Genomic DNA, 16296 nt, shown 5'->3' with positions numbered 1-16296 from the left:
TCGAACACCCGCCGAGGTCTTCCGCGACAAACTCATGGAAGGTGACACCGCCCTGCCCTAACCTCGCCAGCGACCAAGTCGCCCTTCAGCGTGAAACCACAGCCTCGGCTGATCGGATCGCGTCGGTTGGGCGCGCCCTGACGGCCGGCGCACGATCCTCCAGTCAAATGCGGATCTTGGTCGTGGCTAAGGCCATCGACGTCCGGAAGGGCCACGATAGGCTGGCCGCGCTGGTGTCGTCGGTGTTGCGCAAGGAAGCGGCCAGCCCGCACTCGCGAGCGAGTGGCCATCGCCCTCTGCAGCCTCTGGCCCAGCGGACGACGCCGTCCCATGCCCGGGTGTCAGGGCCCAAGATGCCGAGGCCCCGGGCAGCGACGCCGCCGCCCGGTCCCCTCGACCGCGACGTCAGTTCAGGTGATGCGGCGCGTCCAGCCCCCAGACTGGCGTAGCGATCCCCTCGTAGCGGGCCTTGAGCTGGAGCGAGAGATAGCGCGAGTAATGCCGCGACTGGTGCAGGTTGCCGCCGTGGAACCACAGCCCCTCCTGCATGGTCGGCTTCCACATGTTGCGCTGCTCTCCCTCCCAGGGGCCTGGGTCCTTCGGCGTGGCCGATCCCAGACCCCAGCACTTGCCGACCTTGTCTGCGACCTCGGGGCTGACCAGATCCGCGACCCAGCCGTTCATCGAGCCATAGCCGGTCGCATAGACCACCAGATCGGCCGGCAGCTCGGTCCCGTCGGCCAGAACGACCCCGGTTTCCGAAAGCCGCGCGATCCCCTTGCCAGAAACCAGCTTGATCGAGCCGTCGATGACCAGATCGCAGGCGCCGACATCGATGTAGTAGCCAGAGCCGCGGCGCAGGTATTTCATGAACAGCCCGCTCTCGTCGGCGCCGAAGTCCAGCAGGAATCCCCGATCCTCGAGCGCCTTGTAGAAGGCCGCGTCCCGCACCTTGATCTCGTCATACTGGGGCACGTGCCATTCATGCATGATCCGGTAGGGGATCGAGGCGAAGATCATGTCGGCCTTGTCATGGCTGATGCCGTTCGCCACCGCCTGTTCGGAATAGAGCCCGCCAAGGCAGACCTCCATCAGGCTGTCCGACTTAACGATATGGGTGCTGCTGCGCTGCACCATCGTCACATCGGCCCCGCCCTCCCACAGCGCGGCGCAGATGTCATGGGCCGAGTTGTTGGCACCGATCACCACCACCTTCTTGCCGCGATAGGCGTCCGGTCCCGGGTGCTGCGACGAATGCTGCTGCTCGCCGCGGAAGATGTCCTGTCCCTCGAACCTCGGCACATTGGCCTTGCCCGACATGCCGGTCGCGAAGACCAGCTGTCTGGGGCGCAGCACCACTTCCTGCCCCTCGCGCATCACCACGACGCGCCATTCGCCCTTCGCCTCGTCATAGGTCGCCGATTTCGCCTCGGTCGAGGACCAGTAGTTCAGCTCCATCACCTTCGTGTACATCTCAAGCCAGTCCCCGACCTTGTCCTTGGGCGCGAAGACCGGCCAGTTGTCGGGGAACGGGATGTAGGGAAGGTGGTCGTACCAGACCGGGTCGTGCAGGCAGAGCGACTTGTAGCGGTTGCGCCACTGGTCGCCGGGCCGGGGATGCTTGTCGATCACGATCGTGGGCACCGACAGCTGGCGCAGCCGCGCGCCCAGCGCGATGCCGCCCTGCCCGCCGCCGATCACCAGCACATAGGGCTGCTCGGTATAGCCGAGGCTTTCGGCCTCGGAGATCCGCTTTTCCGTCCAGCTCTGCCGGTTCGGGTCATGGCCATGCTCGGCCCCCATCGGGCGCTTGAGCTTGCGCGGCTCTTCATGCCCCTTCAGCTCGTGCAGCGTGGTGAGAAGCGTCCAGATCCGGCCTTCCTTCATCCGGATGTAGCCGACGCCGCGGCCCGTGGCGGTTTCCAGCGTCACCCAGCCCTCGGTCACGCCATCAGCATGACCGACCTCTTCGCCAGGGTCGAGCGCGAAGGTCTTCGGCACGATCTGCGGCAGTTGTGCGGCCGCCATCGCCGCGATCTGGTCGCGGCCCTCGCAGGTCTTGAGGTTCCAGGTGAAGGCGGCGAGGTCGCGCCAGAAGCCGGTTTCCAGGAACAGCTCCGAAACGGTGCTTGCGTCCTGCGCGACCAGCGCGCTTTCGAAATCGGCGACAAGCGCGGCCAGCGCGCCGCGCGGGGTGGTGTCGAGCATGGGTCTCCTCCCTCTGGCTCTACGGATGGATGCCGTTGCGGTCCGGCCCTCCCAAGCCGGGGCCGCGACGGGGTGTCAGGTCATGTCAGGTCGATCAGGATCTTCAGCTGGGTGCCGGCCGGGTCGAGCAGCGCGTCGAAGCCCTCGGCCACCGCATCCTCGAGCCGGATCTTCTTGGTGACCACCTTCATGGCCGGGATCGCCCCGGTGGCGATCAGGTCGATGACCCGCGGCCACAGATGCGTCGGATAAGCCCAGGAGCCGCGGATATCGACATCCTTGAAGGTGGCACTGTGCCAGTTGATCCCGGAATTGCCCGGATGCAGGCCGACCTGCACGATCACTCCCTGCTTGCGCACGGCGTCGAGGCAGCTTTGCAGCGCCTTCTCGTTGCCCACGCATTCCAGCGCCACGTCGCAGCCAACGCCGCCTTCGGTCTGCGCGCGGATCGCGGCGCCGATGTCGTCGCGCTTGGGGTTCAGGGTGATGACCCCGGGCAGGATCTGGCGGGCAAGCTCCAGCCTTGTGTCGTTCAGGTCCGACAGGAACAGCGTCGTCGCGCCGAAGGCCTTCGCGGTGAGCAGCGTCAGCATCCCGATCGGGCCCGCGCCGGTGACTAGCACCGACTGCCCGGCGGTGATCTTGCCGCGGTCGCAGGCATAGACGGCGACGGCGGTCGGCTCGACCAGCGCCGCTTCCTCGTCGCTCATCGCGTCGGGGATCTTCACCACGTTGTAGTCGTTCAGCAGCGCCGTCTCGGCCATGCCGCCCGAAATCCAGCTGAGGCCGGCCAGCGCCAGATCTTCGCTCAGGTGAAACAGCCCGCGGTCGGCGAAGTAATCGCCCGAGCGCGGCATGATCAGCGGCTGCACCGACACCCGGTCGCCGACCGCGACATGGCTGACGCCCGCGCCGACCGCGGTGACCGCACCGCCGAATTCATGGCCCAGCACCTGCGGCAGCACCGCCTTGGTGAAGGGATGCGGCGCAGAGGGCACGAAGATCGGGCCATAGGCATATTCATGCAGATCGGTGCCGCAGATCCCCACGAACCGGTTCCGGATCGCGACCTGACCGGGACCCGGGGCCGGGATCGCATCGATCTCTTCCACGCGCAGATCCTTGGCAGCATGGAAACGCAAAGCTTTCATCGGAAGTCTCCTCACATCGTTCCCCAAGCCTGTCCCGGCGCGTCGCCACCGGCGAAACACGAATTGCGTGATCAGCGATTCCAACGGGTTGCGCCCCGCCCCCGCGGCGCGACGCGCCACACCTGTTGCAGGGGGCGCCACAGGTTCGCCGCACTGCGGCAGCGATGCTGCACCTCACAGACGTATGGGTTCCGGTCCGGGGACCGGATGGCTACGATCCCGGGCGCAGGGGTCCGCAGGCACGGGTCCCTGGGCAAGGGGCCGGGAGGAGCCGCGATGCAGGCCGAGATCGACCATATCCGCGAGATCGAGACGCTGTCGCGCGGCGCGGCCGCCCTGCGCCCGCGCGATCCGATCGTGACCGAAAGCTGGCACCGCTGCCTGACCAAGCACGGGCTCGATCCCGCCCGCCGGTCAGAGGCCTACATCCTGCCCGAAAGCCGCCTGCGCCTTCACCGCCAGCGCAGCGAAGAGCTGATCGCGATCGCGCGCACCGGGATCGACGACCTCTACCGGCTCGTCGCCGGGCAGGACTACGTGCTGATGCTGGCCGACAGCGATGGGGTCACGGTCGAGTATCTGGGCGAAGAGCGGCAGAAGGCAGACCTGCGCCGCGCGGGGCTCTATCTCGGCGGGGAATGGTCAGAGGCGCGGGCGGGCACCTGCGCGCTGGGCGCCTGCATCGAATCGGGCGACGCGCTGATCATCCATCAAAGCGACCATTTTGACGTGACCCATGGCGCGCTATCCTGCACCGCGGCACCGATCTACGACACCGGCGGGCGTCTGACCGCGGTGCTCGACATCTCGCTGCTGTCCTCGCCCGTCGCACGCGAAAGCCAGCATCTGGCGCTGAACCTCGTGCGGCAGACCGCGCGGCGGGTCGAGATGGCGAACATCATGGCCGAAAGCCGCAGCGACTGGGTGCTGCGGCTGGGCAGCAATCCCGACTTCCTCGACGTGGACCCGGAAGCCGCGCTGCGGCTCGATGCCGGGGGGCATGTGATCGGCATGACCCATGGCGCGGCGCAGTTGATGGCCCGCGCGCTGCACGTCGACTGGCGGCAGAACGGGCAGCTGATCGGGCGGCATGTGTCGGAAATCTTCGCGCTGGATCTCACCACGCTCGAGGGCCTGACACGGCAGCGCCTGCCGCGTGACCGGCTGGTGGAAACCCGCGACGGCATCCGCCTGTTCGCCCATGCAATCGAACCGCGGCGCCCCGTCGGACCGCCAGCCCGTCCGATGACGCGCCCGCGCCTTGCGCCCCGGTTGCGCGCGCTTGCCGGAGACGATCCCGCGATGCAGCGCCTGCTCGCACAGGCCGCCGCCGCAGCCGACACGCGGATGCCCCTCATCCTCAGCGGAGAGCCGGGCACCGGCCGCTCGACACTTGCGCAGGCGATCCATGACTTGGGCTCGCGCGGGCCGCTCGTCACCGTGCCCTGCGCCGCGCTGGCCGACGACGAGGCCGCCGTGGTCTTCGGCCGCGCCGACCGGCGCAGGTCCGAGCCGGGGCTGATCGACCAGGCCGCCGGCGGGACGCTGGTTCTGGACGGGATCGGGGACCTGCCGCCGCGGCTGATGGCGCGGATGCTGCCCCTGTTGCGCGACGGCAGCTTCCGCCCGCTTGGCAGTCTGCGCGAGCGTCCGTCGCGGGCGCGGGTCATCGCCATCTGCGGCGCGGACACGTCACCGCTGCAGCGGATCACCGCCCTGCACCTGGCCCTGCCTTCGCTGCGCGACCGGCAGGACCGGCTCGATCTGGTGCGGCAGCATTTCGCGCGCGCCTGCGGCGGGGCGGTCGCCTTCGACCCCGCGGCGCTGGCGCGTCTCGCCCAGCTCGACTGGCCGGGCAATCTGCACGACCTCGGCTCGCTCGCGCTGTCCGTCGCGGCCGGTCGCGCCCCGGGCGACACGACGATCACCACCGCCGACCTGCCGGAGCCCGCCGCACCGCCTGCCGCCGCCGAGGCCGAGCACCTGCGCTGGCTGCTGGTCGAGCACCGCTGGAACGTCTCTGCCGTGGCACGTGCGCTCGGGCTCGACCGCTCCACGGTACATCGCCAGATCCGCCGCCACGGGCTGACCCGCAACTGAGCCCTCAGGACGCTCTCTGCGAACGCCACGGTAAGCGCCGTTGGGATGGCGTTGCCCTTGACTCGCGACTGTCTGTCGTCATTCTTCCGCAGGTCACGGGTCAAGCGGTGCCTTGGCAGTGACCTGCTCGCCATGCCCGAGATCATGATGCACTGCGTGCTCGGACGGGCGGACAACGGGGCGGTGGTGGTAAACAGCACCGATGTCGATCCCCTCGAACCGCCCGAAACGGTGCACTGAATCGACCCGATCCGCGCGGCCCAATCCTGAGGCGTCGCAGCAGCGCCGCCCGCCTTTGCGACAGGTGCGCACGCCCCCACGGGCGGCGTGCGCAGATCCTCAGGCCGCCAGCACCGTGTCCGTGCTGACGCAGGGCAGGTCCAGTGCCCGGGCGACGGCGCCATAGGTCAGCTGCCCGTCATGCACGCTCGGCCCGGCCCTGAGATGTGGATCTTCGGTACAGGCGCGCTGCCAGACCTTGTCCGCGAGCGACAGCAACGATCAAAGGCGTCGAGCAGCCAAAAGGGGTCATCCACTTGATAGACATGTTGCTTCTGCCGAATATGTGGGGCGATGGTCCGAGAGGTCGTGGCGGGTGTCGGGCACACCCGTCACGACTTCGACGGCGCGTCCGATCCGTCGGACCACCTGACCCTGCACCGACGGCGCCGTGCGCTCCGCCCTACTGCGTCGGATCACCGGACGCGGCGGCGTGGTCCGTGTCGCCCGACGACTTCGGCTGCCGGGCCGTCGTGGTCCTGGGCACCTTGGCCGTGCCGCCGTCGTCACGCAAGGACGGCTTGGTGGTCATGTCGCGGTCCTCCGCCTCGGCCATCTGCCAATGATGCTCATGCTGCCCGTCCGGGCGCCCTTCGCGCTCCCAGATCGCATGGGCCCGCTCGGCCACGCGCGCCGCTCGCCCGGGGTCGTCCGAGCGGGAAGGCTGCCCCGTCTCTGCGGCTAGATCGACGTCAGTGCCGCCTTTCGGCCTACGCTTACTGGGTGCCGCAGGCGTGCCGCGGGATCTGGATGAGATCGCCATGGGTGTTTCCTCCAATCGGCCTTCATGATTTCCAGGCGGCAAAGTCAATCGTCACCGGGTTGCCTTCGATGTGACGCGCCAGACCGTGTTGCCCACATCGTCGGCGACCAGCAACGCGCCGTCGCGCGTGAGCGCCACCCCTGCCGGACGCCCGCGGGCGAGGCCAGTCTCTGTCCGGAAACCGCTCAGCACCTCGACCGGCGGCCCCGCAGGATGTCCATTGCGGAACGGAACGAAGACGACCGCGTAGCCGGCCGCCGGACGGCGGTTCCAGGATCCATGCTCACCGATGAAGGCGCCCTCGGACCAATGCGCGCCGAGCGCCGATCCATGGGCGAAGGTGAGGCCCAGAGGTGCGACATGCGACCCAAGCGCATAATCCGGGCGCGAGACGTCATCGGGCGGGCCTGAAGACCAGTCGACACGGGGATCGGGCGAGCCACCGTAGTAGACCCAAGGCCAGCCAAAGCTCTGCCCCTTGCGGACCGAGGTCAAATAATCGGGCACCAACTGGTCGCCAAGCTCGTCACGCTCGTTGGCGACGGTCCAGAGCTGCCCGGTCCGCGGCTCGATCGCCAGGCCGACCGGGTTGCGGATGCCGCTGGCATAGACCTCGGCCCGGTCCCGGGCGGGATCGACGCGCCAGATCGCCGCTCGGGACGTCTCGGCCCGTTCTCCAGCCTCGCCATGATCGCTGTTGGACCCGACCGAGACGAAAAGCGTGCCATCCGGCGCGGCGATCAGCCCCTTCGTCCAGTGGTGGTTCGGGCCGTTCGCGGGCAGCGCCCGCACCCGGCGGCCGGGGTCCGTGATCCGCGTCTGGCCCGGGTGGTAAGGGAAGACCGTCAAAGCGTCCGTCTCGGCGACGTAAAGCCGCTCACCCGCCAGCGCCATGCCGAAGGGCGAGGTGAGACCCGCGAGAAGCACCGAGCGCTGGTCGGCCACCCCGTCGCCATCGGTGTCCCGCAAGAGGCTGATGCGATCGGCGCTCGGGACCTCCGCCCCGGCAAGTCGCATCACCTGTTTCTGCACCAGGCCGCGCAGGCCTTTCGGAGCCGACGGCTGCTTGTTGCTCTCGGCGACAAGCACGTCGCCGTTCGGCAGGACATGCAGCCAGCGGGGGTGGTCGAGGCCGGTGGCAAAGGCCTGAACCTCAAGCCCTGCGGCGGGGCGCGGCGCCTCTCCTGCGGGCCAGCCGGTCGCGGGCGCGATGTTCAGCGTCGGCAGGGCGGCACGTGTGGGGGCGGGCAGCGCGGGACGCGCGCCGGTCTCCTGCCCGGCCATGTCGCGCGTGCCTCCGCCGCAACCTGCCAGAAGCGCCGCCGCGCAAAGGCCTCCGAGAGCCGTCCTCGCCATCCGTCCCATCACTCGTCCCCCTTCTGATCCTGCAAGGCATCGAGCACGCGCCGGTTCAGCACCTGCGGCGGCGGAACTGCGAGATCCGACCAGTCCCGTTCGCGGGCGCGGGCCATGTCGAAGCCGTCGGCGCGGCGCAGGCGCGACAGCTCGTCCCAGGCCAGCGGCACGGCGACCGGCGCCCCTGGCCGGGCACGGACAGAGAAGGGCGCGATCGCCGTCGCCCCGCGCTCGTTGCGCAGCCAGTCGATGAAGATGCGCCCCTTGCGCGCCGCCTTCGACATCGTGGCCGTGTAACGCTCGGGCGCGGCCTCGCTCATCACAGTGGCCAGAAGCTGGGCGAAAATCTTCGTGCTGTCCCAGCCGACCGTGCGCTTCAGCGGCACGATCACATGGATCCCCTTGCCGCCCGAGACCATCGGATAGGCAGCAAGTCCCACGGCGTCGAGCCGATCGCGCAGCTCGAACGCCCCGCGGCGAACGGCGGCGAACCCCAGCCCCTCGTCGGGGTCGAGGTCGAAGACCAGCCGCTCGGGCCGGTCGAGCCGGTCGCGCCGCGCGGCCCAGGGATGGAATTCGACTGTGCCCATCTGCACCGCGGCCACCAGGCCCGCGGTATCGGTGACAGACATGTAGTCCGCCGTCTTGCCGTCGCTTTCTGGGATCGGCACCGACCGGATCGCCTGCGGGAAGCCTTTGCCCGCATGCTTCTGAAAGAATTGCTCGCCCTCCAGGCCCTCGGGCAGTCGCAACAGCGAAAGCGGCCGTTCGGCAAGCACCGGCAGCAGCCGGTCCGCCATCTCGTCGCAATAGCGCGCGAGGTCGAGCTTGGTGCGTTTCGGCTTCGGGAAAATCACCCGGTCAGGATGGCTGATGCCGATCCCCGCCACCGTCACCCGGTCGCCGCGCGCCATCTCCACCTCCACTTGGGCATCCATCGCCACCTCGGCAGGCCGCTTGTCCTCGCGCAGCGCCACGAAACGCGCGTGCCGCAGCCGGCCGTCACGCGTGACCTCGGCATGGGCGATCTCGGCCACCAGCACGGGCCTGATCCAGCGCGCGCCCCGCGTCTCGGGCGGCGCCTCGGCCAGCGGTGAGGTCTTCCGCGCGAGTGGGTTCATCGCGGCAACGAGCTCGGCCATCATCGCCTCGTCGAAACCGGTCCCGACCTTGCCGCGATAGATCAGGTGCCGCGCCTCATGGTTCGCCAGCAGCAGCGAGGCGAAGGGCCGCCCGCGCCGGTCAGAGGGTTGCCAGCCGCAGATCAGAAATTCGGCCCGGCGCACGCATTTCGCCTTGACCCAGGCAGGCCCGCGTCCGGGGCGATAGGGCGCGTCGAGCCGCTTCGACACCAGCCCCTCGCCCCCCGCGTCGCAGACCGTCGCGAGCGCGCCGGCGGCATCGTCGTCGATCACGGGCGAGAGCCGCAGCAGGCCGCGCGCGGGCTGGCCGGCGAACAGCGCCTCGAGCGCCATGCGCCGCGCGGACAGCGGCTGGTCGGCCAGATCCTGCCCGTCGAGGGCCAGAAGGTCGAAGGCCACGAAACGGAACGGGCCGCCCGTCTTAATCGCGTCCTGCAGCGCGCCGAAACCCTCGAGCCCTGCACCCGCGACGATCTCGCCANGATCCTGCCCGTCGAGGGCCAGAAGGTCGAAGGCCACGAAACGGAACGGGCCGCCCGTCTTAATCGCGTCCTGCAGCGCGCCGAAACCCTCGAGCCCTGCACCCGCGACGATCTCGCCATCGATCAACGCCCCGTCACAGGGCAGCTCTGCCAGCGGCGGAACGAGTTCGGCAAAGCGGTCGGTCCAGTCGTGGCCGTTGCGGGTGCGGATCCGCACCCCGCCCCTGCCCAGCGCGATCTGCGCCCGGTAGCCATCGAGCTTGATCTCGTGCTGCCAACCTTCTCCCTCGGGCGGGGCGTCCTGCAGCTCTGCCAGCTGGACGGCACGGAACCGCGGGGTGGCGCGGCGCCGGGCGGGACCGAAGGCGCGCGGAGCCGCACGGCGGGCGATCTCGGACAGGCTGCGGTTGGACAGGACCGAGCGGTCGAAGCGTTCAGCCAACTGCGTGCCGCCCGTCACCGCCGCGGGATCGCGGTCCTTGACCAGAAGCCAGTTCTCGGCTGCCTCGCCCTTGCCCTTCAGGCGGACCAGCGACCAGCCGCCCGTCGCGCGCCGGCCGTGAAGCGCGAAGTGCAGGTGGCCCTTGCGCAATCCGTCATCGACGTCGTGGAACGGTTGCCACCAGCCGGTGTCCCACAGCATCGCGGTGCCGCCGCCATACTCCTTCTGCGGGATCGTGCCTTCGAACCCGAGGTAATCCACGGGGTGATCCTCGGTCCGGACCGATAGGCGCTTGTCTGCGGGGTCATTTGACGGCCCACGCGTGACCGCCCAGCTCAGCAATACACCTTGCCATTCCAGCCGCAGGTCCCAGTGCAGTCGCGAGGCCGCGTGCATCTGGATCCCGTAACGCAGGGCGACGCCCGAGCGCGCCTCGACCCCGCTCGGCTCGGCGGTCGACCAGAAGTCCCGACGCTCGTTGTAGCGCGCCAGCCGATCCATCAGGCGGACTTGCGGGGCGACTTCGGCGCGGATTTCGCAGAGGGTTTGGCGGTGGATTTCGATGTCGCGCGGCCAGCGCCGGACTTTGAGCCTGCCCCGCGCGCGGACGCGCCGCGCGCGCCAGATTTCGAACCGCCCTCGCCCGCCTTCAGACTGTCGCGCAGCGCCTCCATCAAGTCGACGACATTCGTGCCCTTCGGTCGCGAGGGCTCGTCCCCCGTCTGCACGCGCGGCGTCTTGCGGTTCTTGCGCTTCGCCTCGATCAGGCCCCTGAGGGCGGTATCGTAGTGATCCTCGAAGGCCTTGGCGTCGAACGGCGCAGACTTGCGCTCGATCAGCTGGGTCGCGACCGCAAGCAGTTCGTCGTCGGCAGGATCATCCTCGATGCCCGAGAACAGCGGCTCGGCATTGCGGATCTCGTCCGCGTAGTGGAGCGTCTCGAGTAGCAGTCCGTCCCCGCAGGGCCTGACTGCGCAAAGATATTCCTTGCCGCGCATCGTCAGCTGCCCGAGCCCCACCTTGCCCGCCTGACGCAGCGCATCGCGCACCACGCGATAGGCGTCCTCCGCCAGATCGTCGGTCGGCACGACGTAATAGGGCTTGTCGTAGTAGAGCGGCGGTATCTCGCGCTCCTCGACGAATTGCACCAGCTCGAAGGTCTTCTTGGTTTCCAGCCGGATCTCATCGACCTCGTCGGGATCGATCAGCAGGTATTCGTCCTTGCCAAGTTCGTAGCCCTTCAGGATGTCGGCGGTCTTGACGGGACCGATGCCGGGCACCGTCTTTTCGTATCGCACGGGCTTGCCCGAGGGGCCGTGGATCTGGCGGAACGACAGCCGCGCACCTGATTTCACCGCCGGATGCACCTCGACCGGGATCGACACCAGCGACAGACGCATCTGTCCCTTCCAGACCGCACGCGATGCCATGACCTCGCTCCTCCATCAGGACTGAGCGGAAACGCTGTGAGCCCCGGAATGGTTGCGCCGCGACGTCAGGGCCGCCGTCAGGCGAGCTGCCCGGCGATCGCGGCCTTGTCGATGACGGAGCGCAGCTCGACGAGCTTTTCGGGGGCGAGGCGGTAGAAGGTAGTCTCGTCGAACCGCACCCGCTGCCCGTTGACGCAAAGACCGAACAGCGTGCCGACGAGCTCATAGGCGAGGTTTAAGCGGCAGGTCACGTCGAGTGGCTCGGACCAGAGAAGCGCAACCGTGCACCTTGGCTCAGGGATCGCGGCAACGTCGCGCTCCAGCGCGGATCTCGGTCGATGTCCAAGAAGCTTGCGCATGGCGGAACAGCACGCGTAACCTGCCTGTCATATGCACGCCAATGACTTGCAAGAATTACACGATATTCAGGGAGATATGAACATGGCCTACTCGAAAGCCATCGTGGGCGCCGCGCTCGTCGCGGGACTGATCGCCACTGGCGCTTCGGCGCAGCAGATGAGCTTCTTCCGCATCGGCACCGGTGGCACGGCCGGCACCTACTATCCGATCGGTGGCCTGATCGCGAACGCGATCTCGAACCCGCCGGGCTCGCGCGCCTGCGACGCGGGCGGATCGTGCGGCGTCCCGGGCCTCGTGGCCTCGGCGCTCGCCTCGAATGGCTCGGTCGCCAACGTCAACGCCATCGCCGGCGGCACGCTTGAATCCGGCTTCGCGCAGTCGGACGTCGCGAGCTGGGCCTATGAGGGCACCGGCATCTGGGACGGGAAACCCAAGGTCGACAAGCTGCGCGCCATTGCCAACCTCTACCCGGAATCGATCCATTTGGTGGCATCGGCGGCATCGGGCGTGAAATCGGTCGCCGACCTCAAGGGCAAGCGCGTCTCGATCGACGAGCCCGGCTCGGGCACGCTGGTCGACGCGAAGATCATCCTCGAAGGCTACGGGCTGTCGGAAGGCGACATCACGGTCGAGAACCTCAAGCCCGACCAGGCGGCCGACCGCATGCGCGACGGAGCGATGGACGCCTTCTTCTTCGTCGGCGGCTATCCGGCCGGCGCGATCGCCGAACTGGCCAGCCAGCACGAGATCACTCTGGTGCCGATCAACTGCACCGAAGCGCCGTCGATCTGCGACAATTACGGCTTCTTCGCCGAGGACACGGTTCCCGGTGGCACCTACGACAACGTTGCCGAGGACACGCCGACGCTGGCGGTGGGCGCGCAGTGGATCACCTCGGCCGATCAGCCCGAAGAGCTGATCTACGGGATCACCAAGGCGATGTGGAACGACTCGACGCGCAAGCTGCTCGACTCGGGCCACGCCAAGGGCAAGGTCATCACCAAGGAGAACGCGGTGAAGGGCCTTGGCATCCCGCTGCATCCGGGTGCCGAGAAGTTCTACAAGGAAGCCGGCCTGATCGAGTGATCGGCGGCCGATGAGCTGTTGCGGCGCGGGGGAGGCTCTCCTCACGCCTTTTTTCGCACCTGACGAACGGAGCGCGCTGCGATGGCCGTACAAGAGACCCCTGTCCCCGGCGGCGAGGAGATCCGCAGCCTGTCGGCCGAGGAGCTGCAGGCGCTGGAGGAGAAGTTCGACCCCGAGCTGCGCTTCCGCACGCTGGCGTTTCCGCTGAGCCTGCTGGCCGCGCTGATCCTGTTCGGCCTGTCCTGCTATCACTTCTACACGGCGGGCTTCGGGATTCCGCAGGCGGTGGTGCACCGCGGCGGCCATCTGGCGGCGACGCTGGCGCTGACCTTCCTGAGCTTTTCCGCCTTCGGCCGGCGCGAGGTGCCGCCCGGGCCGCTCGCGCCCTTCGGCCTGCCGCTGATCGACTGGGTGCTGGCCATCGCCGGCACGGTCGCGGCCTTCTACGTGCCTTGGATCTATGACGATCTCGCGTTCCGCGTCGGGAACCCGTTGCCGATCGACGTGATCATGGGCACGGTGCTGATCGTGGTGTTGCTCGAGGCGGTGCGCCGCTCGATGGGCTGGCCGTTGCCGGTGATCGCGTGCCTCTTCATCGCCTATGCCTATTTCGGGCAGTCGATGCCCGGCATCCTCGTCCATCCGGGGGCGAGCTGGTCGAACATCGTCAATCACCTGTACCTGACCTCGCAGGGGATCTACGGCACCGCTTTGGGGGTGATCGCGACCTACGTGTTCCACTTCGTGCTGTTCGGGGTGATGGCGCAGCGGATCGGGCTGGGGCAGCTGTTCATCGACGTGGCCTCGGCCCTTGCCGGGCGCTATGCGGGCGGCCCGGCGAAGGTGTCGGTGATCTCGTCGGCGATGCTGGGCTCGATATCGGGCTCGTCGATCGCGAACACGGTGACGACCGGCGCGCTGACGATCCCGGCGATGATCCGCATCGGCTATCCGCGCCATTTCGCCGCCGCCGTCGAGGCCGCCGCCTCGACCGGGGGGCAGATCACGCCGCCGGTGATGGGGGCCGTGGCCTTCCTGATGATCGAATATCTCGGCGTGCCGCTGACCACGATCCTGACCGCGGCGCTGGTGCCTGCGTTCATGCATTTCTTCGGCGTGCTGGTGCAGGTGCATCTCGAGGCGCGGCGGCTCGGCCTGCGCGGCCTGAGCCGGGAAGAGCTGCCCAATGCCTGGAAGGTTCTGAAGGAAGGCTGGCTGTCCACCATCCCGCTGATCCTGCTGGTCGTGATCCTGCTGTCGGGCCGCACGCCCTTTGCCGCCGCCTTCTGGGCGATCACCGCCTGCATCGCGGTGCTGGTGATCCAGCAGGTGATGGCGAACGGGGTGGCGCGGGGGATCGCAGAAGCGGCGCGCGGGATCTGGGACGGCTTCATCCTCGGTGCGAAGCAGTCGCTGTCGGTGACGGCAGCCGCGGCGCTGGTCGGCGTGGTGATCGGGGTGGTGACGCTGACCGGCGTCGGCTTCAAGATCGCCTACATGGTGACCAGTGTCGCCGCGGGCTGGGCGGAGGGCGTCTCGGGCGCGCTGGCGTTCCTGCCGTTCGAGGTGATGAGCGTGGCGACCCTGACGCTGCTGTTCACGCTGATCCTGACGGCGGTGGTGTGCATCCTGATGGGCTGCGGCATCCCGACGACGGCGAACTACATCATCATGGTAGCGGTCGCGGCCCCCGTGCTGGGGATGCTGCAGGTCCAGCCGATCGTCGCGCATTTCTTCGTCTTCTACTACGGGGTGCTCGCCGACATCACGCCCCCCGTCGCGATGGCCGCCTATGCCGCCGCCGGCATCGCCGGCGCCAATGCCTTCAAGGCCGGGAACACCGCCTTCCGGCTGGGCATGGGCAAGGTGCTGGTGCCATTCGTCTTCGCCTTCCAGCCGGCGCTGCTGCTGGTAACCGACGGCTTCACCTGGGGCGCCTTCGCACTCGCGCTTTTCGGGGCAGTCACCGGCATCTGGGTGCTCGCCGCAGCGGTCACCGGGTGGCTTTGGGGGCCATTGAGGCTGTGGGAGCGATTGATGCTGGCGCTGGCCGCCTTGATGCTAATCGCCCCAGACCTGATGGTGACGGTCGTAGGTGTCATAGCGATCCTGCCGGTCGCGGTTCGCCAACTCGTCGCAAGGCCGGATAAGGTGGCATAGCGTAGGCACCCCGAGTTGGCGCCAAGGCGTGATGCCGGGTCGATCCTTGAACGCGCCGAAGAAATTGGGTGAGTGTGTGGACCTACCTACGGAAATTCGATCGTGCAGGGCATGCGCCGGACTGCTGCCCTTCGAGCCGCGTCCTCTGGTTCAACTTTCACCGACCGCCAGGATTTTGATTGTCAGCCAAGCTCCCGGCAGAATAGCGCACGCGACCGGCATCACATTCGACGATGCCTCGGGCGCTCGCCTTCGCGATTGGCTGAACGTTTCGCGTGAGCTGTTCTACGATCCGACAGTGTTTGCCATCGCAGCCATGGGGTTCTGCTATCCCGGTCGCGGCGGGGCCGGCGATGCGCCACCGCGACCGGAATGCGCTCTACTTTGGCGCACACGCGTGGAAGAGTATCTCTCAAACATCAGATTGACACTGCTCGTCGGCATCCACGCTCAAAACCACTACCTCGGCCGCGGTCAAATGACCGAGCGTGTCAAGAACTTCGAGCAATTTCTGCCTCGCTTCTTCCCGTTGCCGCATCCGTCTTGGCGCACGACGTCCTGGATGAGCCGCAATCCTTGGTTTGAGGGCCGCGTCCTACCGAGCCTACGTGCTCAGATCGACGGCGCGTTGCCTGGCGGGTGATCGCCCCGGATGGCCTCAAGGGCCGCCTTCCCCTTGAACTCCGCGCCGCAGTTCTTTCGTTTGCCAGCCACGCTGTTCGTCCTCGTCATCGTTGGCGGCAAGCTTAGCAAGATGTCCGGTTTCCGGGGACCATGTGTGGACGGCCCCTCCGAGGCAAGCGTCAAATCGTGATGTTTCCGCGGCAGGAGTGCATCCATGTGTCCGGCCTTTTCGCGCGGGCTATGCCGCTGGCCCTGATGAATTCCGCGGATCGGCTCCCAAATCACCTCAGCGCGCTCTGAAGCGCCTGGTCCCCGTGGGCTTGATCGATCCCCGGCACCGCCGGTTGCTCATCACGTTCTTCACTTGCGTCCTACGCCGCGTCGTACTGGTATCCGACGAGGCCATTCCGTCTCAGGCTGCTTCTGGAACAGTATAGACCGTGCCGCGGGTCATACCGCCCGCCCAAGCGATCCGTGCGGTCTTGTTTGCCTGCGCCACGGCGGCGAGCCCGCCATCATGAACAGATACAACACCCTCGGCACCGCCGAGATCATTGCCGTGGGCTGAAGACTGAGCGGGAAAGGGGCAGATCGGCCTGTAGCCGATTAGCACAACATGTATAACCGCCCCTTGCGCAAGAGGGTCCTCAGAGCTGTTTTGCGCGGTGTCGGGTGCTGACATGTATCCGGCCTCAAGTTGCGACCATCTCCAT

13 protein-coding genes are annotated in these 16296 nt (G+C 67.8%); 4 read left to right on the top strand and 9 right to left on the bottom strand.

The genetic code is table 11. The annotated features are described in order from the left end of the window. Nucleotides 1–405: 405 nt before the first annotated feature. On the bottom strand, nucleotides 406–2208 hold the full coding sequence (locus V8J36_RS22375; RefSeq protein WP_336469537.1) for a flavin-containing monooxygenase: 1803 nt from the start codon (nucleotides 2206–2208) through the stop codon (nucleotides 406–408). A gap of 80 nt (nucleotides 2209–2288) precedes the next feature. Continuing rightward, a complete protein-coding gene (locus V8J36_RS22370; protein WP_336469536.1) occupies nucleotides 2289–3359 on the bottom strand; it encodes a 2,3-butanediol dehydrogenase in 1071 nt (356 codons plus the stop codon). 276 nt (nucleotides 3360–3635) lie between these two features. On the opposite strand from V8J36_RS22370, the gene V8J36_RS22365 reads away from it, so the two are divergent. After that, nucleotides 3636–5459, top strand: a complete 1824-nt coding sequence (locus tag V8J36_RS22365; RefSeq protein WP_336469535.1) for a sigma-54-dependent Fis family transcriptional regulator — start codon at nucleotides 3636–3638, stop codon at nucleotides 5457–5459. 339 nt (nucleotides 5460–5798) lie between these two features. Here the strand turns inward: V8J36_RS22365 and V8J36_RS22360 are convergent, their stop codons facing one another. The 6 genes from V8J36_RS22360 to V8J36_RS22335 all read right to left on the bottom strand — a co-directional run bounded on the left by V8J36_RS22360 (nucleotide 5799) and on the right by V8J36_RS22335 (nucleotide 11712). Beyond that, complete coding sequence (locus V8J36_RS22360; RefSeq protein WP_336469534.1) at nucleotides 5799–5957, bottom strand: hypothetical protein; 159 nt, start codon at nucleotides 5955–5957, stop codon at nucleotides 5799–5801. 184 nt (nucleotides 5958–6141) lie between these two features. Beyond that, nucleotides 6142–6501 carry a DUF2934 domain-containing protein gene (locus tag V8J36_RS22355; protein WP_336469533.1) on the bottom strand — a complete coding sequence of 120 codons (360 nt, stop codon included), beginning with the start codon at nucleotides 6499–6501 and terminating at the stop codon, nucleotides 6142–6144. Between the two features lie 51 nt (nucleotides 6502–6552). Beyond that, a complete protein-coding gene (locus V8J36_RS22350) occupies nucleotides 6553–7857 on the bottom strand; it encodes a PQQ-dependent sugar dehydrogenase (RefSeq protein WP_336469532.1) in 1305 nt (434 codons plus the stop codon). Between the two features lie 8 nt (nucleotides 7858–7865). Beyond that, nucleotides 7866–10424, bottom strand: a complete 2559-nt coding sequence (ligD, locus tag V8J36_RS22345; RefSeq protein WP_336469531.1) for a DNA ligase D — start codon at nucleotides 10422–10424, stop codon at nucleotides 7866–7868. Further along, on the bottom strand, nucleotides 10424–11353 hold the full coding sequence (gene ku, locus V8J36_RS22340; RefSeq protein WP_336469530.1) for a non-homologous end joining protein Ku: 930 nt from the start codon (nucleotides 11351–11353) through the stop codon (nucleotides 10424–10426). Before ku ends, ligD begins: the two co-directional genes overlap by 1 nt. A 77-nt stretch (nucleotides 11354–11430) precedes the next feature. Then, on the bottom strand, nucleotides 11431–11712 hold the full coding sequence (locus V8J36_RS22335) for an ester cyclase (protein ID WP_336469529.1): 282 nt from the start codon (nucleotides 11710–11712) through the stop codon (nucleotides 11431–11433). Nucleotides 11713–11794: 82 nt separating this feature from the next. On the opposite strand from V8J36_RS22335, the gene V8J36_RS22330 reads away from it, so the two are divergent. The 3 genes from V8J36_RS22330 to V8J36_RS22320 all read left to right on the top strand — a co-directional run bounded on the left by V8J36_RS22330 (nucleotide 11795) and on the right by V8J36_RS22320 (nucleotide 15602). Further along, nucleotides 11795–12799 carry a TAXI family TRAP transporter solute-binding subunit gene (locus V8J36_RS22330; RefSeq protein ID WP_336469528.1) on the top strand — a complete coding sequence of 335 codons (1005 nt, stop codon included), beginning with the start codon at nucleotides 11795–11797 and terminating at the stop codon, nucleotides 12797–12799. Between the two features lie 81 nt (nucleotides 12800–12880). After that, nucleotides 12881–14959 (top strand): TRAP transporter permease, encoded by a 2079-nt coding sequence (locus V8J36_RS22325; RefSeq protein ID WP_336469527.1) that lies wholly within the window; start codon nucleotides 12881–12883, stop codon nucleotides 14957–14959. A 46-nt stretch (nucleotides 14960–15005) separates the two neighbouring features. Next, complete coding sequence (locus V8J36_RS22320; RefSeq protein ID WP_336469526.1) at nucleotides 15006–15602, top strand: uracil-DNA glycosylase family protein; 597 nt, start codon at nucleotides 15006–15008, stop codon at nucleotides 15600–15602. A gap of 393 nt (nucleotides 15603–15995) precedes the next feature. Here the strand turns inward: V8J36_RS22320 and V8J36_RS22315 are convergent. Further along, a partial coding sequence (locus V8J36_RS22315) for a hypothetical protein (RefSeq protein WP_336469525.1) occupies nucleotides 15996–16296 on the bottom strand: 301 nt, incomplete at its 5' end.

The sequence above is a fragment of the Frigidibacter sp. MR17.14 genome (genome assembly GCF_037095735.1).
Lineage (GTDB): Bacteria > Pseudomonadota > Alphaproteobacteria > Rhodobacterales > Rhodobacteraceae > Frigidibacter.
The sequence above is the reverse complement of the archived record's forward strand: the minus strand, read 5'-3'. Positions and strand labels throughout refer to the sequence as shown.